This window comes from Mucilaginibacter sp. (assembly GCF_039921305.1).
GTDB lineage: Bacteria > Bacteroidota > Bacteroidia > Sphingobacteriales > Sphingobacteriaceae > Mucilaginibacter.
The window spans coordinates 1-25,599 of the sequence record NZ_JBDSCA010000065.1; the positions used below are offsets into that span (position 1 = coordinate 1).

General features: G+C 42.2%; 22 protein-coding genes. 11 read left to right on the top strand and 11 right to left on the bottom strand.

The genetic code is table 11. The features are described 5' to 3' along the window. The 5 genes from ABIN91_RS19010 to ABIN91_RS19030 form a co-directional block, all read right to left on the bottom strand. On the bottom strand, positions 1 to 3,009 hold a 3,009-nt coding region (locus tag ABIN91_RS19010), incomplete at its 3' end, for a DUF6443 domain-containing protein (protein WP_348053026.1). Positions 3,010 to 3,050: 41 nt separating this feature from the next. Further along, positions 3,051 to 3,380, bottom strand: a complete 330-nt coding sequence (locus ABIN91_RS19015; protein WP_348053027.1) for a hypothetical protein — start codon at positions 3,378 to 3,380, stop codon at positions 3,051 to 3,053. A gap of 30 nt (positions 3,381 to 3,410) precedes the next feature. Then, entirely contained in the window at positions 3,411 to 6,650 is a 3,240-nt protein-coding gene (locus ABIN91_RS19020) for an RHS repeat domain-containing protein (RefSeq protein ID WP_348053028.1), read from the bottom strand. 133 nt (positions 6,651 to 6,783) lie between these two features. Further along, positions 6,784 to 6,987 carry a type II secretion system F family protein gene (locus ABIN91_RS19025; RefSeq protein ID WP_348053029.1) on the bottom strand — a complete coding sequence of 68 codons (204 nt, stop codon included), beginning with the start codon at positions 6,985 to 6,987 and terminating at the stop codon, positions 6,784 to 6,786. A 32-nt stretch (positions 6,988 to 7,019) separates the two neighbouring features. Continuing rightward, complete coding sequence (locus ABIN91_RS19030) at positions 7,020 to 7,241, bottom strand: helix-turn-helix transcriptional regulator (protein ID WP_348053030.1); 222 nt, start codon at positions 7,239 to 7,241, stop codon at positions 7,020 to 7,022. 135 nt (positions 7,242 to 7,376) lie between these two features. Between ABIN91_RS19030 and ABIN91_RS19035 the strand changes: the two genes are divergently transcribed. Both ABIN91_RS19035 and ABIN91_RS19040 read left to right on the top strand, forming a co-directional pair. After that, entirely contained in the window at positions 7,377 to 7,781 is a 405-nt protein-coding gene (locus ABIN91_RS19035; protein ID WP_348053031.1) for a hypothetical protein, read from the top strand. Further along, a complete protein-coding gene (locus ABIN91_RS19040; protein ID WP_348053032.1) occupies positions 7,778 to 8,179 on the top strand; it encodes a hypothetical protein in 402 nt (133 codons plus the stop codon). The genes ABIN91_RS19035 and ABIN91_RS19040 overlap by 4 nt, the downstream gene beginning before the upstream one ends. A 215-nt stretch (positions 8,180 to 8,394) precedes the next feature. Here ABIN91_RS19040 and ABIN91_RS19045 read toward each other — a convergent pair whose 3' ends face one another. Then, entirely contained in the window at positions 8,395 to 9,219 is an 825-nt protein-coding gene (locus ABIN91_RS19045; protein ID WP_348053033.1) for a relaxase/mobilization nuclease domain-containing protein, read from the bottom strand. A gap of 202 nt (positions 9,220 to 9,421) precedes the next feature. Between ABIN91_RS19045 and ABIN91_RS19050 the strand changes: the two genes are divergently transcribed. Further along, positions 9,422 to 9,706: a hypothetical protein gene (locus ABIN91_RS19050; protein ID WP_348053034.1), complete on the top strand. Its 285-nt coding sequence runs from the start codon at positions 9,422 to 9,424 to the stop codon at positions 9,704 to 9,706. 136 nt (positions 9,707 to 9,842) lie between these two features. Here ABIN91_RS19050 and ABIN91_RS19055 read toward each other — a convergent pair whose 3' ends face one another. Together ABIN91_RS19055 and ABIN91_RS19060 are read right to left on the bottom strand one after the other, a co-directional pair. Next, positions 9,843 to 10,406, bottom strand: coding sequence for a hypothetical protein (locus ABIN91_RS19055; RefSeq protein ID WP_348053035.1), 564 nt, complete (start codon positions 10,404 to 10,406; stop codon positions 9,843 to 9,845). Between the two features lie 91 nt (positions 10,407 to 10,497). Beyond that, a complete protein-coding gene (locus tag ABIN91_RS19060; protein WP_348053036.1) occupies positions 10,498 to 12,582 on the bottom strand; it encodes a hypothetical protein in 2,085 nt (694 codons plus the stop codon). 502 nt (positions 12,583 to 13,084) lie between these two features. Here ABIN91_RS19060 and ABIN91_RS19065 point away from each other — a divergent pair. The 7 genes from ABIN91_RS19065 (at position 13,085) to ABIN91_RS19095 (ending at position 19,156) form a co-directional block, all read left to right on the top strand. Beyond that, the gene (locus ABIN91_RS19065) at positions 13,085 to 14,152 is read left to right on the top strand and encodes a hypothetical protein (protein WP_348053037.1); all 1,068 of its coding nucleotides are present in this window, start codon (positions 13,085 to 13,087) and stop codon (positions 14,150 to 14,152) included. A 10-nt stretch (positions 14,153 to 14,162) separates the two neighbouring features. Further along, on the top strand, positions 14,163 to 14,873 hold the full coding sequence (locus ABIN91_RS19070) for a hypothetical protein (protein WP_348053038.1): 711 nt from the start codon (positions 14,163 to 14,165) through the stop codon (positions 14,871 to 14,873). A gap of 124 nt (positions 14,874 to 14,997) precedes the next feature. Then, entirely contained in the window at positions 14,998 to 16,422 is a 1,425-nt protein-coding gene (locus tag ABIN91_RS19075; RefSeq protein WP_348053039.1) for a type IV secretory system conjugative DNA transfer family protein, read from the top strand. Next, positions 16,423 to 16,845, top strand: coding sequence for a hypothetical protein (locus ABIN91_RS19080; protein WP_348053040.1), 423 nt, complete (start codon positions 16,423 to 16,425; stop codon positions 16,843 to 16,845). It begins immediately after the preceding gene. Positions 16,846 to 16,855: 10 nt separating this feature from the next. Continuing rightward, complete coding sequence (locus ABIN91_RS19085; RefSeq protein ID WP_348053041.1) at positions 16,856 to 17,320, top strand: hypothetical protein; 465 nt, start codon at positions 16,856 to 16,858, stop codon at positions 17,318 to 17,320. A 238-nt stretch (positions 17,321 to 17,558) separates the two neighbouring features. Next, positions 17,559 to 18,188 carry a recombinase family protein gene (locus tag ABIN91_RS19090; protein ID WP_348053042.1) on the top strand — a complete coding sequence of 210 codons (630 nt, stop codon included), beginning with the start codon at positions 17,559 to 17,561 and terminating at the stop codon, positions 18,186 to 18,188. Positions 18,189 to 18,502: 314 nt separating this feature from the next. Then, a complete protein-coding gene (locus tag ABIN91_RS19095) occupies positions 18,503 to 19,156 on the top strand; it encodes a hypothetical protein (protein ID WP_348053043.1) in 654 nt (217 codons plus the stop codon). Positions 19,157 to 20,003: 847 nt separating this feature from the next. On the opposite strand, the gene ABIN91_RS19100 is transcribed toward ABIN91_RS19095, so the two are convergent. Next, positions 20,004 to 20,918 (bottom strand): polysaccharide deacetylase family protein, encoded by a 915-nt coding sequence (locus tag ABIN91_RS19100; protein ID WP_348053044.1) that lies wholly within the window; start codon positions 20,916 to 20,918, stop codon positions 20,004 to 20,006. A gap of 494 nt (positions 20,919 to 21,412) precedes the next feature. On the opposite strand from ABIN91_RS19100, the gene ABIN91_RS19105 reads away from it, so the two are divergent. Beyond that, positions 21,413 to 23,239 carry a biosynthetic peptidoglycan transglycosylase gene (locus tag ABIN91_RS19105; protein WP_348053045.1) on the top strand — a complete coding sequence of 609 codons (1,827 nt, stop codon included), beginning with the start codon at positions 21,413 to 21,415 and terminating at the stop codon, positions 23,237 to 23,239. A 207-nt stretch (positions 23,240 to 23,446) separates the two neighbouring features. Here ABIN91_RS19105 and ABIN91_RS19110 read toward each other — a convergent pair whose 3' ends face one another. Continuing rightward, positions 23,447 to 24,592, bottom strand: coding sequence for a hypothetical protein (locus tag ABIN91_RS19110; protein ID WP_348053046.1), 1,146 nt, complete (start codon positions 24,590 to 24,592; stop codon positions 23,447 to 23,449). 250 nt (positions 24,593 to 24,842) lie between these two features. Beyond that, on the bottom strand, positions 24,843 to 25,580 hold the full coding sequence (locus ABIN91_RS19115) for an HlyD family efflux transporter periplasmic adaptor subunit (RefSeq protein ID WP_348053047.1): 738 nt from the start codon (positions 25,578 to 25,580) through the stop codon (positions 24,843 to 24,845). Positions 25,581 to 25,599 lie beyond the last annotated feature (19 nt).

Here is a 25,599-nt window from a genome sequence, read left to right on the forward strand (position 1 = left end):
CGATGTTGCAGATTTAACAGGCTCTGGTGTTTGACTATCTTCGTCATATCTACTAGATTGCATCCCATCCGGGTCAATATTGGTAATGGGGTTGTCGAAGCCATAATTGTACGGGCTCCATGCTCTGCTCTTTTCGGCCAATGGGTCAATACTTTTCCACCTCGCTAACACCGGGTCATAGTACCTTGCGCCATAATCGTATTCGTCGAATGTAGTCTGTTTTTCTTTTCCGTTGTAAAGATAGTGTGTACCATTTCCTGATGTGAAAACAATTTGGCTTTTGCCAAATGGGTAATAATCAGCCTCCATTATTTCGCGAGCTGTGCCAGGATTTGACGGGTCGTTATCAAAACAAACTCTTGTATTGCCGAGATGGTCTTTTAAGGTGTATTCATATTTAAATCCATTTCCTAAAGGAACGGCCCTTCCTTCCTCAGTTTGGATATAATCAACAGCTAAAAGATATGGTGAACTTGGACTGGAATAAACTATTCCCTTTACATACTCTCTATCTATTCCGGTATTATAATCATAGTCTGAAATTTTCTCACCGGTAGCCATATAATTAATGGGACCTTCTCTGTCACCAAAAGTATAATATGGCAAATCAAGGAGGTTATGATCTTCCTCTATATTTTTATCATCCCTTACGTCCATTTCCAGGTTTCCTCTTGCATCGTAAACCATTGCATAACTGTTGACCATGCCGGAAACAGATGCAATTTGATTGCTTTTTCCCGAATTTAAATAAGTATAAACTATAGGCACATTATTGCCACGGGTAAGTTGTTTTATATTTCCTGCCTGGTCATATTGGATACCTGTTTCACTCAAGTTCATAAGCATTCCGGTGTAGCTTGTTGTAGAGTTTGCACTAATTAGCCTATTTAACTTATCATAAGTATATGTTGTCCAGTTAGTTGAACTGGTGTAAGGAGTAGTATATTCCTGTTCTGAAACGTTACCGTTAAAATTAGAATTGGCCCCCCGCGTAGTGACATCATACCGGAGCTGTTGATCATATAACGTTGAGTGAGTATGATTTAGCCAGCCACGTTCGTTGTAAGTATAGGCCACATTTTGCAGGAAACTTGCTCCACCATCGTCACTATGCAAATGTTTGGTAATTGGTTGCCCAATATCATTATAATCTATCTGACTTAAAACTACGTTTGCTCCGGTCACTAATGGGGTATTAATCTGTTCCCATGTTTGCTTCTTTCGCCCTAAATGATCATAAACGTACGTGTTTAAAATAGTCAACGCAGGTGTTGTTGGGCCATTCATGGTGGTATAATGATAACGTGTGGTTGTCTGGACTTGGTTGTTAAAGTTATATGTGTTGGAAAAATGATCGTAATTGGCAGAAGGATCAAAAGATCCTTGTCCTCCCAAATAATGTTGTGAGTAAATATTGGTTACTCTCCCTAAATCGTCATAATAGTTTACAGTCCATTTTGCATCTCCGTCATAAAGGTCAAGAACGCGACTTGCCGTTAATGATCCCTTTGTCATTTGGCTATTCCCTGGATGAAAATCGATGCCTACCCCCGGAATATTGTAATCATCGTAATAATTTACAATTAGTTCTTGTATATTTCCACCAGTTCCTGAAAGGGTTGAAATAGTAGGCCAGCATAAATTACTATATGCTCCTGTGGTCGACCGCGTTTCGTAGAGATTGAGGTTTTGATTTACCAGACCTTGTAAATATTCACGACTAAAAGCACCCGGACTACCCGGATTATATCCAATATATAAGTTTCCACTGATAATTACTCTTCCAAATTCGTCATACTTGGTATATTTCCATCCCGCCTGAGCATAACTTGTTCCAATCAACTGGTCATTAGCGTTATAAAGCATATATTCCCATGCTCTCCCCGGTAGTTTTTTTTCGATCTGCCTTCCAAGTCCGTCGTAAAGATATTGATAACAGAGGTTATCAAGCGCTGCCTGATTGATTGATCCGGCATCAGGGTCTGTACCTGGTGTTAGTACAAAAGAAAGTTTATTTTGAAAATCGTAAACGTAATAAGTAGATAATGCCAAACCTGCCGAATCAAATTTGCGTTTTAAAATAACCTTTCCTTCTTTATCCTTGTATTCTTCCGTCGTCCCTTTTTTCAGATCAGCACTAGCCCAATTCTCATCCTTATAAATCGTGAGATACAGATCGCCAGTGTCGTAATATCCTGAGGTAGATAATGTCCTGTGATAATCGTTTGCTGAGGTAAGTATTGCATCATATTTGCGCACATCGTTAGAAACATTCACCCCATATTCCGTTCTTTTTGTATGTCCTGCCGAAAGTTGCCAGGCATTCCCCGGTGCACCTTGCTCTCTGGTTCTATCTAAAGGTGAATCGTCAAACTTGGTTTCAGTAAAAGGAGTAGGAATGGGAGTTACTCCCAATGGAGCATTGTTGTAAAAATAGCTTTGACCGGCCCCTGATTGCAGGGCATTTGACCGGTAGGAGCCAGATGTACCCGTGTAATCGACATATGGTAGATAGCTTTTGGCTTCTCTTCCTAATTCGTCATACTCAACAGGTTTGATCAAATCACCCGAGGCATCCTGATTTCCTTTAACCTGAACGGTTTGCAACGGACGACCGATACCATCCAAATATTGGATACTTTCCATCATCTCACATGTTGTATAAGGAGCGAAAGAGCTTACATCGGTGACAGGTACCGTTGGAGTCATGGTGAGCACATAATTCTGATCAGAACTGGGGCTTGTTCCTAATGCTACACAAGCAGGCGTAAATGGTGTGGTATAAACCAAGGTTCGCTTCGAAGATACCTTTAACTTATGGGTAATGCTAAATGCGCCAATGACCGTTTGTCGGTTTTCTCGTACGCTAAAACTAACTACGCTAGGTTGTTTTGCTGGTATATACGATGAAGGAGCAGAAACTTTCGCTACGGCTGATACGGCAAAAACGCCCGTACAAATCGCTTTAAGTTTTAGACCAGACCAAAAATTATTGTACTGATGAAGCATGGATTTCAGGTTTGACGATGTTTGATAATGAAGATAGGCTCCTAGTGCTGTAAAGACGGATTCATGACCGGATTAGAATAAACCCTTTTGTTTTTTCGTCCAAGAATCGAATCTATTTTAGCCGTCCGGATTAGTATCAATTGTCTGTAGCGAGCCATTCGCTGTGCCGGTGCTATGGATGTGTCTGTCATAAGCTTCTTAACGTCCACATTGCCCGTACTAATAATATCCCTTATTTGTGACATTTTGATCGGATCAATAGTTTTTGCTTTTTTGGAAGTATCAGCATGTATTTTGTTTGTCGTTTGTGCATGACCGGCTTTGGCCAATATCAACAGTATGATGATTAATGAGAATATATTTTTTTTCATGTTCTTATGTTTATTGGATTGATGAATTTATTATTGACCGCTGTAATGATATTCCGTGTGTTTAGTCACATTTCCATTATTGTCGCGAACATTCAGCAATCTGCTAAAAGTGTCATATTCGTAGCTCTCCATTTTACCGTTAGGTTGAATGATCCGCTGTAGGCGATGAAGCGCGTCATATAAGTATTGAGTCCTCATGCCGGTTTCGTTGGATATAGACACATTGTCAACGAAGCTTGTGCCGGTAAGGTAAACGTTGGCACCGGCACCGGCCCAGTTTGCACCTACTGTCGGAATCGTAATCGTATAATACTTCCAAGTGGACGTGGGGGTAATTGTATTGGTGTAGTTTGTAGTAAAGCCATAGGCAGATATAGTAAAGCTGCCACCCTTTGCCCATAATGAAACTACTGTATTGCTGACACCGTCAAGGTAAAACGGAAATGGAAGGTCGGAGCCAGGTGCATAAGATTCATAGTGAATCCCACTTGGTGAACTAGAATCTTCAACAGGATACCAACTTTGAGGAGGTAGCGAAAACGTTTGGCTGGTAACGCTTGTCGTCGTGGTGCTGGATAGAAGTTCATTAACGGATGACCAATCCATGACCTGATATGGGCCTGAATTCTTCCTTATCATTGTAGGCATGCCGTCTGGGGTATATGACACAAACTGTACGCGGCTCACATATTGAGATCCGGGAACCCTTGGGTCGGCTACGTCCACAACATTATCATTCACGCCTTGCAGCAATGGCGTAGCAGTTTTTAATTCAAAAATTTCAGAAGGTACAATCATACCACTTGATCCAAAGTAATTATTGTAATTGGTTATTTTAGAGCCGGCATAATATGTAGTGGAACCGGGTGCGCCAGGTACTTTGGTGGTTATTTCGGCAATTTTGGCATCCAGGTAATGCATGTTGACCATGTTAGTCATGTAGCCAAATGATGCAGAAGATGAATAGTCGAAAGGGTACTTATAGGTAGTTTGGGTTGATCTTCCCGCAAGAAAATGAATGTTGTCCATATAATTGGGGTCTTGGTTAGGTATCCCATCATAGTGGGTTATCGACCGTAAAAACTGGCCCAGATATGGCGCTTCGGTGTAAGTATACGAAGTGGCGTTCGTGATAATAGGTTGCGCCGTATTACCGAGCAGGTTTCCCGTATTCATGGTTTCTGTTCGCAAAGTAAGCAGCATCTTTTCCGCGTTTAGATACCTCGTTCCATGAAGGGCTCCTGTTTGTTGCACGGGGTGGTCGTCGTGAGGGGTATCATAAGTAAAGAAGAATGAATGAATTAGGGCTATAGGATTAGAAAGAAGCTGATAACTATAATTTATACTTTTGATGGAATTACCGTTGGCATCAGTATATTCCTCATGCAAGATATGCCCCCTGCGCTCCTCTCTTGATTCCATTTCAAAGAAAGGAAAATAGCTTTTTGAACGGATGTCGGCAAGTGAGGTTGCGTCGATACATCCGCCAATACCATAATTTGACACAAATGTTCCTTCTACATCTTTGTCACCGGTATACTGATACCTAACGCTACCGTTGTGAGCGGATGTGCCGCTTTGGGTAACGGTAACATACTCATATCCTACGTTACTGCCGTTGGAGCTACCAAGCAGTGCCTGATTGTCGGAGAAGCGTGCCGTCCCCCCGGTTGGCAAGCTACTGTAATAGTTGAACCCCGCCTGTGGATACGGGCCGCCAAGAAATCCATTCTGGTACGTGTACTTTTTAGCCGTCAATAATGCGCCCGAGGCGGAGTAATCGTCTATTTCGTTTATTCGCACCCCGCCGCCGGTGTAGATGTCAAAATTATGGGCTTCGTAAGTGTAAGTTGTATAACCTTTTGTGGGATAAACCACCTTGCTCAAAATGCCGTAGTCAACAGTTGTCGGGTTGCATGAGCGATCTACGCCATCGCTGGTTAATTGTATGGATGTCCCTGAATTGTTGGGAAAGGGCAAATAGGTTTTCTTGCCGCCGTTTTGGGTAATATACAAGTTTGCGAACTGTGGATTCGTCGATGGGGTAGCGCCGTTGGCATTATAAAAGCCCCAAATGTCTTGTTGCGGCGAGTGCCTGGCTGGCAATGCTTCCTTGTTTTTGTAAGTGAAAACGTAAGGCGTCAAGAATGCGCCGTTTGAACCTTTTTCTTTGACCTGATCCAAAAAAAGACGTTGGCTGTACTGATCTGTTCCCGGCCCTGTGGTTGTGTAACTCAAATTAAATCCCTTTTTCAATGTGGGCACATTTGCCACATACTCATACTGGTTAATTTCGGTGAAGGCTCTGTCGTTAGTCAAGTCTGTTCTGGTGTAATCTGCAACAAAATCAATATAACCACTATTGTATTCAATTCTCTGCAACACTTTGGGCTGGCTCAGAACATATGCAGTTATATTTGTCCCACCTTGCACACCACATACCGAGGAGCTCGCCGTTTTGTTCAAATTATATTGATAACTACCGGACATGTCTGTCCTGTAGACGAAAGTTATACCCTGTAATGTGGTAGGGTCGTAAATACTGGTAAGATACCAAGATGAGTCAAAGCTGGATAGAATCGAGCTAAAAGTTGATGCACTCGTACTGTGTTCCACGGCTGCGAACGTGTATATGATCCCTCTTTCGTCCGTTATAATAAATCTGTTATTGCCATTATATGGACCGTCAATTTTTATCGGGTCCATATTGGTGGTATAGGAATGCGTGGCATCGGTAAAGTATATTTTCCCGCTTTTGCCGTTAAAGTTATAATAATGAGGATCGGGTTCAAGGTCTTCGCGCGTTTTGAAGCCATCGTAAAGACCACCATTGGCATCGCCGGGCCCCGCTCCTGTAAAATAACCGTAATATCCGGGATTGGCATTGGGTAAATTTACCCAGTCGCTCATTCCTTTCTCTGACTTCGTCACTACACCTCCCGCATTAAGTATCCATCCAGTACCTACTCGCGAAGCGATCTCGTCTACTTTTATTCCCGAACCGTGATAGCTTAAGGTTATGGGTAAGGAAATGCGTCCCTGCGTGATGTTAAATAATGGGATTGATACCTCTGGCGTCCCTGTAAAATTACCTACCGGGTGTTCGACGTATTTTGCCAGGGCGGAAGATTCAGGGGAAGGCGGGTTGTAGTTAGTAGCTATTCCGCTGACGTCAGTTTGCCCGTAAGCTGAGAAGGCTAGTAGGAGTGCAAGGGATGTAAGCAAGCTTCTTTTATCTCGCAATAGAAGCGGCATCAATTTGGAAATCATAATTGTAATAATAAGTATTTCGGCAGCCGAATATGGTCAAATATTGTCATATATAAAAGGAGTTATTAATATAATTAACGTTTTTATAAAAATAACATCTTTGATGGTGCAACAAAGTAAACATTGAGATTCTTTAAAATCCATTACTCATCTGCAACATCGGCAAATACATTGAGATCAGTATCACGCCAACGACCAGGCCGAGGAAGACGACGATCAAAGGCTCCATCAGGCTGCTTAGGGAAGCGGTTTTGTATTCTACTTCCTCAATGTACTGGTTCGATATGATTTCGAAGAAGTGATCCAACTGATTGGTCTCTTCTCCTACCTTAACCAACAGTTAGAACCGGCGCGCAAGACCTAGTATTTTTATGACAGGGGCGCGAGCAGCTCCGAAACGGTAATTCCCAACCCGTTCGCGATCTCCCGGAGATAATAATAGGTGGGATTGACATTGCCCGCCTCAAGCCGCTGTATCGACTGCCGATCCTTGCCGACGCTGTGCGCGAGCTTCATCTGGGTGATACCCTTTCCCTTTCTGACTTCCTGAATGTGCCTGCCGAGCTTTTTGAGCGATGCTTCCTTTTCCATTGGAAGTATAAAAGAATAAGAAACAATCCGAATTAAAAGCAACGCATCGGTTGCTTTTTTCGTTTTACTTTTTTACATTTGGCTTGAAAGTCGTCCGCAAAAACGCAATGTATAGTCACTTAAAACCAAACCATAATGAAGAAAATCCTACTCGCCGCCCTTATCGCGGCCATTTCCTGCCTCTCAGCCAGGGCGCAGATGCAGGGGGACACCGCCTACGTTTCCAACAACGGGACGAGGTTCCGCGTCGGGCAGAAGTTGACGCTCGGCATCGGAACCGGCACCGACGGCAGGTTCGCCTATGTCCTGAGCATTGACCTGCTGGGCCTGGTGGAATCCTCAAAGCGCCTTTCCGCGGAATATGCCGCAAAGACGGTGACCATCACCAAGATCCGCAAGTCGAAAAAGACCTGGCTCAGCAAGGACTACACGGTATACCTCGTGTTCAAGTCGGACGAGAACCAGTTTCAGGGGTACGGCATCAACATCGAGCCCGCGCTGCTCACGAAGGAGGTCATCGTTGACGGGCCCAAGTCATGAGGCCGGTACGAAGAGCTTTGCTGCTTGCCGCGCTGTGCTCAGCCGCTGCCCTGTCCTGCAAGAAAAAGGCGGATGATGCCGATTCGGGCAGGGCCGTGCTCACCGGATATTACAGCATCGTAGGCCTCTACTCCATCAATGCCAACGGCACGTATAAAGCGGTAAGCCGCCAGCCCTGCCAGGTGAACTTCCTGCTGTACCTCAAGCCAGGCGGCCAGATGGAATTGCAGCGCGCGTGCGGGAACGTCAGCGGTGCGTGGTCATACGCCAGCGGCAACCTGACCGTCTCCGCTGGTTCCGCCATCATAAGCGGCCCGGTGGAGTTCGAGCCCGACGGCATCATCATCGACGTCAATAACTCGGTTGACAACGTCAGGTACCAGCTGTTCCGGAACTGAAAGGGGGCCGGGGGCATTCCCCCGCAAGATCGTGTGTCACCGACCAAGACAGCAGTCAACGGAGGGACACACTATCTTGCTATCTTGCTATCTTGCTATCTTGCTATCTTGCATAACTTAGAACGGAGATAAATGACCTTAGCAAACTTAAAGATGGTCTAAAAAGTATTCAATTCTGGACTTACAAAATGGAGGTTTTCGGCGTTATCTGCGTATTAAATTTGTCGCTCTAGGTCGCCCCTTTCTCGTGCCCGCCCCCTTATGGCTCTGATTTCGTCCAGTACCTTGTCCTCCTCTTTCGTTTCCACGGGCAAGTCGCTAAACTTTGCACCTTCAAGTAGTTGCGAAAAGCGAAATTTTCTACCCCCATGCTCTATTCCCGTTGGCTTTCCGCCGCGCTTGTAGTGGTGAAGGCCAGTGCCCCGTAGCAGTTCAAGAAAGTGCTGTTGGGATGTCGCCTTTACAAAGCATTCCGTCACGGGGCTTATTACTTGTTCACGATGCCGGGCTTGCCATTCCCTAGGGCTCACGTACCGCCCGCCCTTGCCGTGAGCCGGGAAGCTTTTTGATAATTCCGGATACCTGTTCCTGTGGTATTCCTGAAACCTTGATTTCAGCCTGAACAGTTGCGGCTTGGAAAGCCCGAACGACTTGCCCGTGCGAAAATGAAGGGCTGACACGCAGAAGTGGATGTGGACGTGGTCCCTATCACGGTGTACCGCACCCAGCGTCACCCCCGTATCTCCCCGCAGCCGCATGTATTCGCTGGCCAGGTCGGCCGTTACTTCCCTTGTCAACGAGGCATCATTCTCACTGGAATTAAAGCTAACGATCTCATGAAAGAGGTATACCTGGTCTGAGCGGCCCTGCAATCGGAAGGCCACGTTTTCCATAAACTCCCGCGCGTAACCCTCCTCGTCATTGGAGCGGATGTTTTGGGTGAAGACCTCCGGCACATCCTTGTCCGCACCGCGCAGTATGTACCGTATGAGCGAAGCGTAGGATGGACTGTGTCGGGAAAGTACCTTTACAATAGCCATTCCTAAAGTTACAGAATAGCGGAATAAAAATACATACCCGTTGGCGGAGTTATAAAATAAATTCATTTAAAATCAAGATAACATAGTACCAATAACAGCAGGAAACGAAAAGTCGTCAGGGCATCAACCTATATTTTAAATTTCTTTCAACAATGACCCGCAGTCGAATACTAAATATATTAGTTTAAGTTATCTTTGTAATATGAAGGAAGATTTAAAAAAACAGGTTTGGGTAAAAAGAACATTTGCCATTGGTGATACATCAAAACCGTACAGAGAGACAAAAGGAAAAATAAAAGCTGCTCTTAATGGGCAGCAATTTAACACAGACAAGGGTTATCCACCAATGTTTTATCTTGATATAATGCCTTGGTGGTATTCAGTTTTGAGATATATTCAGGATAATTATAAACAATTTATCTGGGGATTAATTGTAGTTGTATTTACATCTATATTGGGAGCAATCGCAAGTAAATATATAAAGTAGCTATTCCTTAGCCCCAAATGGAATACGGTTATCGTTAGTTTAGGTGCAATTCCCCAACTGAATATCCGGGGTATGCATAGGTCATTATCGGAATTGGCATAAAAAAAACCAATGCCGCAGCATTGGTTGTGTGTCGTTACCTTTTCAGGAGCGGTAACAGTTCCTCAGGAAATTTCGTTTGAGGCCAGCCTTGTTGAAGAGTTTTTACAGTTAGCAAATATGCTTCTTTCCAAGAACCTGAGAAATTAAATAAAGTCGGGAAATTTTGCGCATCATCGGGATTGTTGAAAGCAAATGCTGCCGTCCCATCAACACGCAAATGAATGTTTATTATTTTTTCCAAGCCGTCCTTCTCGTTATGGAAGATCGTAGGAATAAACGCGACGAGTCCTATATTTCCATTTAAATATTCAGTATCGGATAGGTCATAAAGGCTTGCATAAGGAAAAAATTCGTCACCGTTATTCGGCAGACTGTTAAACAGTTTTATCCATGTTTCTAAATGCAACCGCATTTCGTTAATATCAAAGATTATAATCTCAAGTCCTTCTTCAATCGCATTATCTTGAAAGGATAAACTTGAAAGCAAAGTGTTTAATGCAGCACGTTCACGGGATGAAAGTTTGCTTCGATTTAGAAATTTTGATTGGGCAGCATTTAGGATTTTGGCGTTACGAAGGGCCAGTGTTATTGTTGTCATTTGGTATGGTTGTTTGGTAAACTCCACATTCCATAACCGGAAAGACAATCAGCTAAAATTGCCCCAGAAATACCGAGTTCACCAAGCAACACTACTCAAGGAACTCTTTTGATATTTGAAAAGAACTATAAATTATTTCACCGTCTTCGGCAAGTTCTACGAACTTTTTGGGTCGGTTTCCACTTTTATCATCCAAGCTCATTCTTATGACTGGCCACCAGATATGATAAGGCTCAGTATCAAAAAAATCCATCGTTTCAACGACCTTGCTTATCCTGTTTTTCAATACTAGTTCGTATATCCTTTTTACGCACTCTGACGAGCAGCCGAGATCTATTATCCTTTTTAATATCGTTGTGAGTGTTTTTTTACTAAAACCCAGCACGTATATCATTGAATTTAAAGGCCCTACCCACTCTTTATCGGTAGTGTTTTCGGTAGCGTATTTGTAATAGGAATTCAAACAGTGATCGTAATAGATCAGTTCGTTTACGCCAATGTATTGAAATTTTTCCGGGAACAACCGTAAGTGATTTTGAATAAACAGATATCGCTGCTTGTCTCCAAACATCTTTTTGTTAAAATAACCATTATCCAATAAACTAGAACCTAGATCGTATGCCGAATTGGTCATGCCCCTGTTTATCAGTATTTCTACTATTTCAAACGCAGGAGGTGTCTTAAATTTTGTAAAGCCTTTTAAGTTTAGTGAGGAACCGGAAAGCACCTTAACCAGCAAATCATCATGAAAGAATATAAAATGAACATTATCCAAATCAGGATTAATAAAACCAAGACGTCCGATATAGTGCGATAATACTGTAATTATCGACGCGCCGTTATCAAACTGAAAAAGATGTGTACTGACCAAGTTGTCGCCATTATAGTAATTAGCTAGCTCTAAAAATGCTTTCCACGTTATGGGATAGCGATAACTTTCGTATACCTGTGCCCAATAAACCAATGCGATCGCGAGGCCCTCATATACATCACCAAGTAATTTCAAATCATATTCTATGATTTCCTTGAATCTGACTAAAATATCGTCGGCTTCCAACATTTCTACGTCGCCCTCCTCATATCTGTCAATCATAAAAATAGTCATGTAAAGGGGTACAATGATTTGCTTTTGAATGTCCAACATTTTGACTATTGCGCGCCATTCTCTGTTAGTTTTAGCTATCCTTTTAATTATATCTGGATTATCATTTGAAGAAATTTCAAATAAATTGTTGCCTGAATACTTTCTATATTTTCTCCATTGCGGATTACGATCTGTAATTATCAGCCTAATATTATCGGTTGACTGAATAAAATCTATGATTCTTCTAACAAGTTCCTGATTATCATCTATCAAACTCCATTCATCAAAGAACAGAAGATATTTAGCTGCACTTTTACTAATTGATCCATAGCAAGATGTAATAAAAGCATCAAAATTTATTATCCAGAGAACAATAAACCCCTCGTTCATACAGTTAAAAGCAAGATATCTCAATCCCAACGATTTGCCATATCCTGCATGCGAATGGATTACAGCGGGAATTTTGAACGGATACAAAAACGAGTCAATTATGTTTGCCCTTATTCGGGTATATATTTCTCTTGGGTAACACCAATCATGAATAATACCGTACCATTGGCTATAATCATCGCTATTAAGATAGAAATCTCTTGGCTTAATTTCTTTGTCTTGACGATTAATATCTTTAATAAAATCATTATTTATAGTTTCGGCCCCACCATAAATCAACGGAATTGTATCCCCAATACTAAATTCAGACGGCTGTGGATCTTTCTCTAATTCCTTAATCCAATATTCAATATTTTTGCTTGACTTCTCGAAATGCTGTACAAAAAAATTATATATAATTAACAGTAAGTCCATCTCTTTTGGGGGTGTTAGGGCAGTTTTGCTTGGGAAACAAATATTTCTTAAATAAGAGCCCTTAATATTATCAGTAATGTCTATCCATTTATTGATTTTTTTCGCCAAGGATTTATAAGAGTCAGCTCCTTGAGTAAGGCTATTCGGCAACCCGTCTTGGTATTCCAACCCTAAAAATTCTGCGATAAAATGTTTTAGAATAAACTTAAGTGATGGTGTGTATTTCACCTTACCATTTCCTACCTCTACTATATATTTTTTTAGCAACTCGGGTATTTCCCTGTTCATTGTGGTTCAGTTTATAATTTCAATTGAAAAATCATGTTTTCAATTTTGATATCCAAGAATATTATAACTAATAAAATTGCATTATAAATTTCAATTGTGCAATTATGAAAAAGCTCCAATCCACTATTAATAATTCGGTTATCATCCAAAGATACCTATACTTAAAATCCAATTCCGAACGTCTCACGTCAACCAGCTTGGAAGTTATCTGGTTCCACGAATGGCAACATTTCAGAATAGTGAAGATTGATAAAATGTACTTGCTTTTGGAGTATGAGGCGATTGTATATCACAATAGCTCAATCGAAACGGTAAAAACGGAGTTGGTAGAACGCTTCCATTTTTTTCAAAAGGAACAGCGCAGTAAGGAGAATATAAAAATCATGCGAAAGACTCAACGACGCTCCGATTAGACATCAGCATCCATACCGTTGAACTGGCCACCTAATACGGCCAGTTTTTACAAAGACATTTTCACAATCAAACTTAAATATCAATCAAAATGAAAACGACCAAGACCCGCTATTTCCTCCCCGAACTGGACAGAGACCTGGCATTCGAAATCGAAGCCATTGACAAGGAAATTCTGTCAGCGGCAGAGACCGATGCGGTACTGATGCTACCCAGGCAGGATGATGCCAGTATCAACCCTTATTTTGAAGTGTTTGCCCACAAGTTCAACGGCCTGTGCCTTGAGGTGGGGCACAGGTTGCAGCTTGAAACCCGCATCCATGAGCTTGACGGGCACAAGACGATTACCGAAGACCGCCTGCGAGAGGTACGGCTCCAGCAGCCCATCGCAAGGAAAAAGGGCAACGCGATCGCGGCCAAATTGCAGCAACTGGCCGGGACCTGTAACCCAAAAGCCCTTCGGTTGGCGTATGCCGCGATCGGCATCCTGTGCCTGTTCGACGGGATCTACAACATAAGGGTATTCTCCATATGGGGCTCAGGCTATGCCGAGGCCCTAGTGCTTGGGCTATTTTTTGCCTTTCTCATCGGCGCCATCGCCCACAATTTCAAGTGGATGCTGTCAAAGGCAAGATTCCCTTGGCAACGCAGGATAATCATCATGGCACTTTTTGCCGCGATGACATGCCTGTTCGCCTACATGGCCATCCACCGCGCCGCGAGCCTTGAGCGGCAGGCGAAGGAGGCGACCGAAACAACCGTCCATTATTCCCCGCTGCCATTTGTCATTCTCTCGCTCCTAATCTTCGCCATAACGATAGTGATCAGCTACAAGTACCTACCCACCAAAGAGGAACTCGCGCTGATGAAGGTCTACCAGAAGCTTTTGCTGGAAAAGAGAGACAGTGACGCGGAGCAGCGCGGCTTGAAAACGCTGGAAGAAACGATAATTGCCGAGGACATCGAGTTTCGGCACATGCACACTTCCATTATTGAATACGGGAGAACCATTGAACAGCAGATCATCGCCAAGGCACGGGAGGGTCTGGCCAAATACAAGCGGCAAAACATGCTTAGCAGAAGAGACGGGGTTCGCCCGAAATGCTTTGACGATGAAAGCTTCCCCTTTGAGATAAGCACCAGTTTCCAAAACTTTTAAACAGAAAACCATGAAAACGAAAACAATGTATGCCTGGGCAATGCTGTTATGCACCCTTGGCTGTTCTCCGTCAGAAAGCGCCCAAAATATAGAGGTAGCAATCGTTATTGACAAGACCAACCAAATGCCCGCATTCCCGGATGCCAAAGAAATCGTAAGCCAGTTGGGGCTAACCGCCAATCCGTGGCCGGGCATCAAAATAACCGCGACGTACGCCTCCGACCGTGACATAAACGACGTAATGGAAGTAACTCTGGACGCTGAAAATCAATGGAGCGGCAATCTGGACCTCCGGAAGGCCCAAATCAAGCTCCTTACGCGGCAGTTGCAACAATGCCTGGATTCCATGAGGTATGCCGGAGCTTGTCCCCACTCAATCGTCTATCGCGCGATTGCCAGGCAGGCAAATCGGCTCGCGGATTCCAATACCGCGCAACGGTACCTGCTAGTTTATAGCGACCTGGTTGAAAACGACATTAATCTTAACTTTTACAACCCCCAAACGCTTGCCCGGCTCAAGGCAAGCCCCGGAAGCATTGAAAAACAGTTAACTGCAGAACTATTACTAAAATCATTAAAAGGCTTGCAGGTATGGTTTATCTACAGTCCCGCATCATTTGCCCAAAACAATTCCTATATGCTGATCGCCGACTATTACAGCCGATTGTTTTCCGTGCATGGCGCGATACCGCACGTTGCCAGCAAATTCATGTCGCTATGAGAGTAATTGTCCAAATCCTAAAGTTCCTCTGTTACTGCGTGATCGTGGTGGCGGAGTTCGCGCTCAGGCTGCTGCTTGAGATCGTATTACAGGCAAAGAAACCGTTTATCTAATTTTTAACATCATGGCAACAGTAACCTCATTTATACTATTTTTCATACAGGGCATTGTAATGCTCTTAGTAGAATCGTTTCAAGGGCTCATATTGCTGCTAAGCAGGCAAGGCGGCGAAAACGCTTCGTTCAGCAGCACACTCAGAATTGCCACACCGTGGGGAAAAGGATTATACATCGGGCGGGGTCGCAGGATCTCCCGCAGGCGTTCGATGGCTAATGCCGCAATTTTCGGCCCGTCAGGATCAGGGAAGACGTCCACTTTAATTTTGCAAAATTTGTTCTCACTAAAGCGTTGCAGCATTCTAATTACGGACATAAGCGGAGAATTGATAAGCAAGGCTTCCGGATACCAGTCAGGCCACTTCAAGATACGGGCGATACACCTGTCAGACCCCGCTATCGGCACCGGATACAATCCCATCATAAACGCCGAAAGTCCCAACGAGATATATCAAATAGTCGATATTTTGGTCGCGTCAACGCTCGATGCGGGTTCAAAGGGCGATAAGTTCTGGTCGCTTTCCGTCAAGACCATTCTGGCATTGATGGCGCAGCTCACGCTGTACCAGCCCGATGAATACCGCAACTTTGCCAACGTCCTGCACCTTGTCCATTGCCTGTGCTCGCCGGTAGCATCGAAAAAGGTTGACGAGATGATCGCAAAAACTGGCGACAAAAAGCTTGTTACCGAGTACCTCTCATTCATCGGTAATAGTGAAAAAACGTTGATGAATATTTTGGCATCGGCCAAGGCCGCTTTGGCCATTTTCTCCGACCCGCAGATCGCAAAGGCAACGTCGACTACCGTAAAAATCGATTTTAGCGAGTTGAGGCGTTCACCCACGGCTATCTACCTTTTGGGAAGCGTGGGAACGGCAGAATACAGTCAAATTTTGACGGGAATGTTTTTCCAGCAGTTCTACTGCCACGCACTGTCGCGAATACCGAGTAAAAACGAGCTCCCGATACACATAGTCTTAGAGGAATGCGCCGCATACTATATCAAGATTTTGCCGCTTGCGCTTAGCAACGGCAGAAAACATTTAATATCAACCCTCTTATGCCTCCAAAGCGTTACGCAATTGAAATCCCGCTATGGTGACGAGGCCGAAAACATTACGGTGAACTGTGCCATTAAAGTTTTTCTCGGGGGCAACACTTCTTTGGACGTTTTGCGGGACATTGAAGCACTTAGTGGCAAATGCACGTATCTGGATCAGAATGGTCGTGAGAAGACGAAAAGCCTTGTTACCGTCAGCGAGGCGCGTTTGTTACCCAAATGGCGCTCACTGATAATTGCTTCCAATGTGCCCATAATTAAAGGTTTTTTAACTCCATACTGGCGTAATCTAAATTTTAGGCAATACGCCAACATGCCACCAGTTCAATTGCAATCCAATTCCTCAGATACAGAAATCCCATTATTGGTATAAATGAAAACCCGTAGCAAAGCATTGTACCAATACCTTTCCCAAGCCAACGTCCTTTCGGGCACCAAAGAGGACATAATCCTCGCCAAGCAAGCGTACAGGAAAGAATACAAGCGTCAATGGAAGCGAGCAAAGAAGCCGACCAAGGAAATCCGCATCGGGGTCACGCTCAGGCAATACGGCATCATCAGGCTGAAGTCATGCGAATATCAGGAACGGCCCACGGTCTATTGCCGGAACGTGATCCTTGCGGCCGCGGGCATAAGGCCGCACATCGCGCACAGGGATGCATTGCTAAGTGCCCTGCAACTCGTCAGCATGGCGGCCATAGGGGCATCGGGGAATCGCGCGCGACTATGCGAAATATCCGACCTCTTGGCTCGGGCGGAAACCATCCTGTTGAACTATTTGGAAAACCCAACTTAAAAGCACGAACATGGAAAAGGAAAAGATGAACAGTACCGACCGGGCATCGAAAAGCGAACCGGAAACCGTCAGCCGGAAGCGGCAGAAAAGGCCTGGCCGGCTGGCGGCGTACCACCATAACGTGGTCATAACCGCCCTTCACCCGGACGGGATGACGAGCGTCAACATCAGGAATGACGCCGATTTGGTTAATGCCCTCGTCGCCCTGTATTCGGACGGGCATGGCGATTTCGGCCAATTGGCGAATCCCGCGCCCGGAAAGGAAAGCGAAAAACCGCTGGCGGAAGCACGGGCCGCATCCGAGATCGAATCCGCCGGGAACCGGGATCGGGACGGCGACCGCCTTGGAAGGTTCGCCGACCCTGATCGGGCCGATGAGCCGAGCTACCACGATGACTGCATGAAGGAATGGGCGCAATGGAGGGACGGACAAGACGGGAGCAAGACGCCCGAAAAAAACGACCCCGAAAGGTAGCATAACCCATGAACTCGCCCGGAAGTCCCGATCATGCCCGCCGGCAAGACCTCACGATTGCAGAGGTCAGGGCCTGCCCTATGTTCGCGCACCTTAGCGACCGGGAGACCGAGGAGGTCATTAGAACGCTCAAGGAGTTCACGCTGATAGTCCATAACTATTGCAAAATATCCCGGAAAATACTTGATAAATAGCCGGTTAATCCGTAAATTGTATATGAATAAAAACAACGAAAAGCATGACAGTTACGGATGAAAACTCCCCCTTTGCCGCATTCGCCAAGGGGAAAAAATCGCGCCGAACGAACGGTTCCAGCGCGGTCATATACACTCGCGTCAGTACGAAGGAGCAGGCGGACACGAACCTTAGCCTGGAAACCCAGCGCAAGGCCTGCCATCTGTACGCGCAAAGGTATTCCTATTCGATACTGGCGAGCTTTGGCGGCACATTCGAGTCGGCCCTGACCGACGAGCGCAAGGAGTTCAACGCGATGCTGTCCTACGTGAAGAAGTGCCGGGAGCGCATATCCTACATCATAGTCTATTCGCTCGACCGCTTTTCACGGAATCAAAATTCGATATGGCTGGCCAGTCAACTGCGAACGCTCGGCATCGAGATTGTGTCCGTGACACAACCGATCGACACGTCCAGCCCTTCCGGCCAGATGCAGCAGAAAATGATGTTTGTCTTTAACGAGTTCGAGAACCAGCTCCGCCGTGACAAGACAATGGCGGGCACGAGGGAGATGCTGCTCCGCGGGGACTGGCCGACGCATCCTCCGCTTGGCTATGACATCGTGCGGGTCAACGGCAAGCGCAGCATAGTCATCAACGAGAAAGGCCGGCTCGTGCGCCATGCCTTGACTTGAAGGAGCAGGGATTGTCTAGCGAGGCGATACGCGCCACCCTGGCACTAAGGGGCTTCAAGGTCACTCATCAGCGCATCTCCGAAATGCTCCGCAACTCGTTTTACTGCGGGCTGCTGTCGCACAACATGCTGGAGGGCGAAATGGTCCTTTGAAACCACGAGCCGCTGGTTTCAAAGGAACTGTTCCTGAGCGTAAACGGCGTCCTTCAGCAGAATGTTCAGGGATACTCAATCAACGAGGAAAACGAGGCGATCCCGCTCAAGCGGTTTGTCCATTGCGACCAGTGCGGAAAGCCCCTGCGCGGTTATGCGGTCTTGAAAAAGGGCCTGTTTTATTACAAGTGCAATACCGTAGGCTGCGGGGTAAACAAGAGCGCAAAGTCTCTCAATGGAACCTTCGCCGCCATACTGGACAGGCTCAGGATAGACGGATCAACGGAAGTGACAGGCCTGATCAAGACGCAGATGAAGGCCACGTTCAACCAGCTGAATAGCGGACGTGAGGATGAGTACCGGGAGTTGGAAAACAAGCATCAGCAAATGGTAAGGAAGATAGAGCGGCTGGAAGAGCGTTTCATGGAAGAGGAGGTGACGGCCGACCTTTACAACAGGTACCTTGACAGGTACACCGCCGAGAGGCGGGAGATCGAAAAGGGCATGGAACAGTCCGGGAGGGTGTCGAACCTTGAAAAATGCGTGGAAACCGCGGTTCAATTTGCCGCAGAACTGCCCCTAAGGTGGCAAAAAGCGGATTATTGCACCAAGCAGCGAATCCAATTCCTCCTATTCCCCGAGGGCATACGATTTAGCAAGAAAACCGACACATGTCGAACCACGCGCATCAACTCCGTTTTCGCCCTTTTGGCGCTATTGGCGCAGGATTTGGCCCAACAAAAAAGCGGCATACCCGAGCTGAATCTCGACTATGCCGCTTTGGTAGCCCGTAGGGGAATTGAACCTACGAGCTAACTATTATATTTTCAGCATCTTACAAGCTTCAGCTTTCCGAACTCCACGAATAGCTCACTGTACTTGAATACGTTTTAACTGCATTTGCTATGCTATAAATATACACATTGAGTTTTAATTCAATAAAAATATATTTTTATTGAAACAGCTTTTACTTTTTTGCGAATGACCATGAATTTTTGGTACTTCAATGGACTGGCGGTATCTATAACGTACAATCACCATCCGCGAGCAGAGTGACTACCACTTATGTGATGTAACAGGTGCGTTGACAAGACATGTACCGGATGCGATTATAATGCAGGTAATCTGATCGTAATTGTGATATACCCGCCGGATAAAATTTTTCCGGGAATGGTTTTCGCTGTTGGATGTCATCCAGCTGACCGCTTCCAGTGTAACAGCTTTTGCTCGCATTCGGGAAGGACGACATTTTGGTAAAAATGGCGAAGGGTGATCAATACCGGGCGGCGCTTCCGGTCAGTACCTAAGGCCTTAAGTGCATTGCCGACATCTTCGCCAAATAGTGTCCTCCAAAACCAATCATTCCACTAAAATCAAACCCTTCGGAACATCCAGCGCAACAACGGCTCCCCTTCCCTTACAAGTGGTATAAACTTTAATGGGCAGGGAATCGACAAGTGGATATCCTTCAGGTAATGATATTTTTTCTCTAAAAAGCTCGTACCAATTCCAACACTCTACCGGTCAAGTTCGGCGGCTTCTTTTTCTTCCATCCTCAAAATCGGCTCCCATTTCTCGTACTGGCGATAACATAAGCGACATGAATATTTGTTGTAACGATAACATTGTATTCTGCATAATTAATTAACAAATGGACACTCTGTTAATAAAATTTGTCCAGTGTTTTAAATCGGGCATTATATTGTTTAAGAGTATTAATCATCTTTGAAAGTTTTTCTCTCTCATTGTCGAAGTATTTTATAGATATTTCTGGACTTATATTAGTGTTGTTTTTTTTATATCCAGTTCTAAAAGCTCTATCATGCATTAAAATAATTAGCTTCTCCGAATTACGTTTCGTCATCATTCTGTCAATTAAATCTTGATAATCCTCGGTTAGCCTGTCTTTTTTAAAGTTTTCCATAGAATGCAAATCCCAATTTGGGCTGTTATATTCGCCTACTATAGTTTCAATATTTTGTTTAAAGAAAGACCTAGTATCTGAAGATAACTCGAATTTCATTTTCCATTCTTCGTGCCATCCAAAAATTTGATAGCCATCCTGGAAGAGCATGTCTGCTTCTTGTTTTGTATCAACATCATCAATACTTATGAGGAAGTTAGCCTGGTTAGAATTGAATATAGCCGGATTTATTCTCCAGGCATTACGACCAGGCAAGCGACCTAACTGTATTACTTGGTTTGCTGCAAGGAGAGTACTTTCATTTATTTTCTTTTCACCGAAAATCCGTGCGAGATATGTGTTTATCCAGTTCTTATTTAATTTAAAATCGTCGGTCACACTCCTTCTTAGATCCGAATTATCAATTTTTAACCCTTTATGATAATAATCGCTATAAAATTCATTAGCGTGAGAAAAACTGTGATTCCCAATGCTATGATTCTCATAAATATCCTTTAAACAGCATAAGAAATTAGTCTCATCTTGCGAGATGTAATGATTCGAGAATGAACCGGTAAGAAAAAAAGTTGCCTTAACAGAATTCGCTTTAAGCGTTTCCAACACCTGTTTTGTGCCCGATTGTATCCCATCGTCGAAACTAAGGTAGACATCCATATTATATTGCCTTATGCTGATTTTTATTATAAAAATAAATTTGGCTTCTCATGAATAAATCTACTAATATTTTTTAATCCTAATAGTTCTAACCTTAAATGTCGTTATGAACGTGATATATGCATCCTTTATCAAAAGGAATTTACTAATTCATCGATATCTCGGCCCACTATATTGCAAAAGTCACTCACTTATCCATTTCAGTAAAACAATAAATTGTTTGTTAAAATAATAGTAATTTTAATATGTATTCACGATCTTTAATTCAACTTAAGCTTATCAAATTTTGAACAACTTGAAAAGTACATCAATCTTATTATACTTCTTACAAAACAACACATTGGTCTACATTCTGAAAGAGAATAGCTATACTCCCCCATTGGGCCTTTCAGTTAAGCTCATCAATCGAATTTCTGTTTTAACAATGTATTACGACAAAACTTTTAGGCTTTATGATGACAATATAAGTCAAGGATTTATTTTATAGTGAATATATGTTCTACAAATCAAAAAGAGGCAGAATAGTAGGACAATTAATATTTATTATGTTATTATCTATTTTCAGGGGATTGAAATGGATAAATAAGATATATCATAGAAAAATTGAGCAACTCGCAAGAGCCAATAATATAAAGTTATCGATAAAAGAATTCAAGTTTAATCAGTACAATCAACTCGAAATCCAAGAATTGGAAATAGAAAAGGGCTCCTTCCTTGTCCGACTAAGTAAAATTAGTATTCAATTCTCTCTAAGTAGTTTTTTAAAAAAAACATTTAGGCAATCATTGGAGGTTGCAATTGGGACGATTCACCTTACGAAGAAACAAACAAGTAACAACCCAAATTTTAAACAATTTGATACTTCTGAGATTGCTTCGGAACTTTACAACTGGGAAAAATTATATTATGAAATTTTTGAAAAAGGTTCTAATTATTTATTTCAAATAAATCCAGATATATCGATAGAATTACTTTCCATAAATATCCACAATAGCTATATCCAATTAAAAGAATTAAGCTATGTAAATGATTCAATTAGATCTTCGATTGATACGGCTTCTGCTGTCTACAAGATGGAAGGAACTGTTTGTAGATCGCCCCGATCTATTGTATTTACAGCTGTAAAATCTGAATTGGCAATTAAGCATGATTCAGTATCTCATTTTGACTTTTTTGACTTTAAATATACGCAATCGACGGATAAGGATTTTAGAACAGCTTTCATAAATATCGCTGTTAAAGTTGAGAAATTAACTCTTAAAAATACACATATTAATCATGATTTGTCATTAATTGATAATTTAGAACTTGATATGCAAATAGAACTTAATGATCACAATTTTAGCATAACAGAACAATCTGGCGGTTCAATTAATCAATTGCCTTTTGCCTTTGAATTCATGCATGATGCTGAAGAAAATGATGTTATTAGAACTATCTTTTACATTGAGATCGATGGTGATCTTTTATTGAAATCGTTTCCTCAATTCTGTAATGAAGATATTAGGACGCTTGGTGTTCAAGGAAAGATAATTCTTAAATTCAGCTTGATGTTCCTGATTACCGACCCTTACAATCATCTTTTCGAAATACTAATATTGGAGAATAATATTAGTATTTCTGAAAATGGAAATTTTGATTTATCTTATTTGCATGGTTATCATAAAGATAAAACCAATAATTCCTTAGACAACTTTTCAACATTGAATGGGATAAAAAACATAAAATTATCTGATGTCAATCCCATGCTTTTAAGCATTTTTGTTTTAACAGAAGATCCAAATTTTTACAGTCATAAGGGTGTTGATGCTTTTTTTGTAGGCCGAGCCATAGTTGATAACATTGCTAAACGTAAATTCGCCCGTGGTGCAAGTACTATCACAATGCAAATGGTAAGAAATTTGTTTTTGTTTCATAATAAAACCATATTTAGAAAATTAGAGGAGACACTTATTTCTCTATTAATTGAGAACCACTTTAAAATCCCTAAAACAAGGATATTGGAAATCTATTTAAATATTATAGAGTTTGGACCTGGCGTATATGGCATTAATGCTGCGAGTGAATTTTATTTTTCTAAAAAACCTATTGATCTCACCCTACTTGAATCCATCGTCCTATCTTATATAATACCCAGACCAAAGCATTTTTACGATGCATTACAGCTAATGACCCCTCAACTAATGACTAACCTTCCAACTCATGTGAGGCGGATATCAAGGGGAATGCTAAAAATGAATTTGATAACGCAAAGCGAGTATGCTAATCTTGGAACAGAAATACAATTCGGAAATCAGTTTGGAGAAATTTCTCTTAATTAATTACTTACAAAGGTTACAAACTAATCAAAGTTTTTAATTACAATAATATTACAACGTAATTGTTAGTGATATTACTATTCTTTTAAGTTATATTGTGTTAATTTTATAGTTGACAATATTTTGATTTTTTTTCTAATCTACTTTTTGTAATAGCCATTCTTGTGACATTATTAAATTGACTGACAAACGAATTCCTTTGTTGACAACTTAAGAGTGATCGTACGGATACATGTTGGTTACTTTAATCATCATTTCTATACTTGCTGAAGTTGATTGAAAAAGTTTATCAATGTGGTCTGCCGTATTAGCTTTATTTGACTCTTCCAGTACTCTTCGTACAGATATGAAGGGAAATACAAGTAATTTATTACTCGTGATTTTAGAAAAAACACCATTTGCTGTAGTTTTTTCGTCGTATGGAGCATCGAGAATACTGGTAAATAAGGACTCGTAAATCACCATAAATGGGGCGTTGAAATAGCTATCTATCCAAAATTTATTTTCCGTTACTAAAGTGACGTTGCCAAAACGATCTGTTCCACCTATGAGAATTCCCGCACCCAACATATTTGCTTCAATTATATTTTCAATAAAATCATGTTTTGAATAGTGATTAGTAAATTCGTGGTCATCGTCACAAATAATAATCATGTTATCTTCATTTTTTATTGCCTGTTCAACTATTTTACGAATAGTGAGCCAGCGCCCTAAATTGCTTTTTTTATGTTCAATCGCATCGATGACCTTAACCGCAAATTCAGCTTTCCCTTCGAATTGCTTTGTGATATATGCTAAGTGATCAGTTCTGCCCGGCAGGTTGACAATGTATGTTGGAATATAAATATTTTCATAATTTATTGCATCATGCACTGTAAATATTTCTTTTTTCTGATGCTTATAAAAAATTGAAACATCATTAACGTATTTAATAGTATGAGACGCCCAGTCAAAAAATTTGTCAACTCTTCCTTGATTGTTATTTAATGGGGTGACATCTGAGTATCCGAATTCTTTTTGAGTAGAAATAAATGGGTGTATTAAAAATTTTCTTTCGCTAAGTTTGGAGATTTTTACGTCCGCAATATCTGTATCTGCAAAGACCGCATTAGTAATTATCTTAAAAAAGCGTCTATAGATAATTGTAAATTGCAATCCGGTAAAATTGCCCATCCAAAATATATCAGGTCTTACCTGAACGAAATGTGAAACACCACTGACACCCCCCGATAAAATATCTGCATTTAAGTCGTTTGCTTGGTTTATGCACTCAAATAACAATTCCTTTTTGTAACATTCAGTAAATTGATGATCGTCTTCACAAAGGATAAAATAATCATCGTTTGGATTCACCATATTTTCAATTATATGATTTATGGTTTTCCACAAACTTACCCGAGATATGTCATGTTTTTTCGGCTCAATTATGTTTAGCTTAAATTCGTCCCGACCTGAAAATTCTTTTAAGAAATTCTTTTTTCGATCAGTTCGGGCTTTCAGGTTAATTATAAATGTAGGAATGGGGGACTTGCACATAACAGGTTAATTTAAGGAGGTGTTTTTATGAAATATATTTGTCGATAGCTTCAAAATGGAATTTTATTGCCTATTTGATGAAATTTTTAAAGGCGTTTTCCGTAATTCTTTTCAATAAACTCCGCCTTTGAATAATAACTTCAGCATCAGCATCCAGCCCTTGTTTTAGCGCTATTACTTTCTTCATATCCGTGACGTTGTTTGTATTAAATTCCACCTCGCCTAAATATCCACTGTTTTTAAATGGATCCTCAATAATATATCTAATCTTTCCATGGAGCAATCCATATTCTTGAAAGGGGAAGTTTCTCACCTTTAAAAGCACATCCTGCCCGGGTTTGATCTTCGCGATAGAGGATTGAGGTATTGATAGTTCGCCAAAAAAATCTTTCTGAATATTACTGATTTGGAATATTGTCTGGTCAGATCGCAGTTCCTGACCTTCATGAATTACCTCATGATAATTAACTTTCCCATCTCGGGGCGATTTCAAGACAGTTTTCCCATTTTTAGTTTCGATAATGGCCAATGACTGCCCCCTTTGAACGATTTGGTCATTATACACTAAAAGCGTATATAAAAGGCCCGACGTTTTGATGTTTACTGGGGTATCTAAATTTAAGGACCTGATTTTTAATTGAGTTTTTATTACATCAGGATATTGTATCACTTCTGTTGAGGAAAGTATTAATATCAAAATGCCAAAAAATATAGTGATCCCCCAATTAAGAAGCCATGATGGTGGTTTCCCAATGATACTTTGAATTTCTTCAGTGTGCCTTTGTTGCAATGCTATTTGATTTGACATATCTTGTTTATTGATGAAT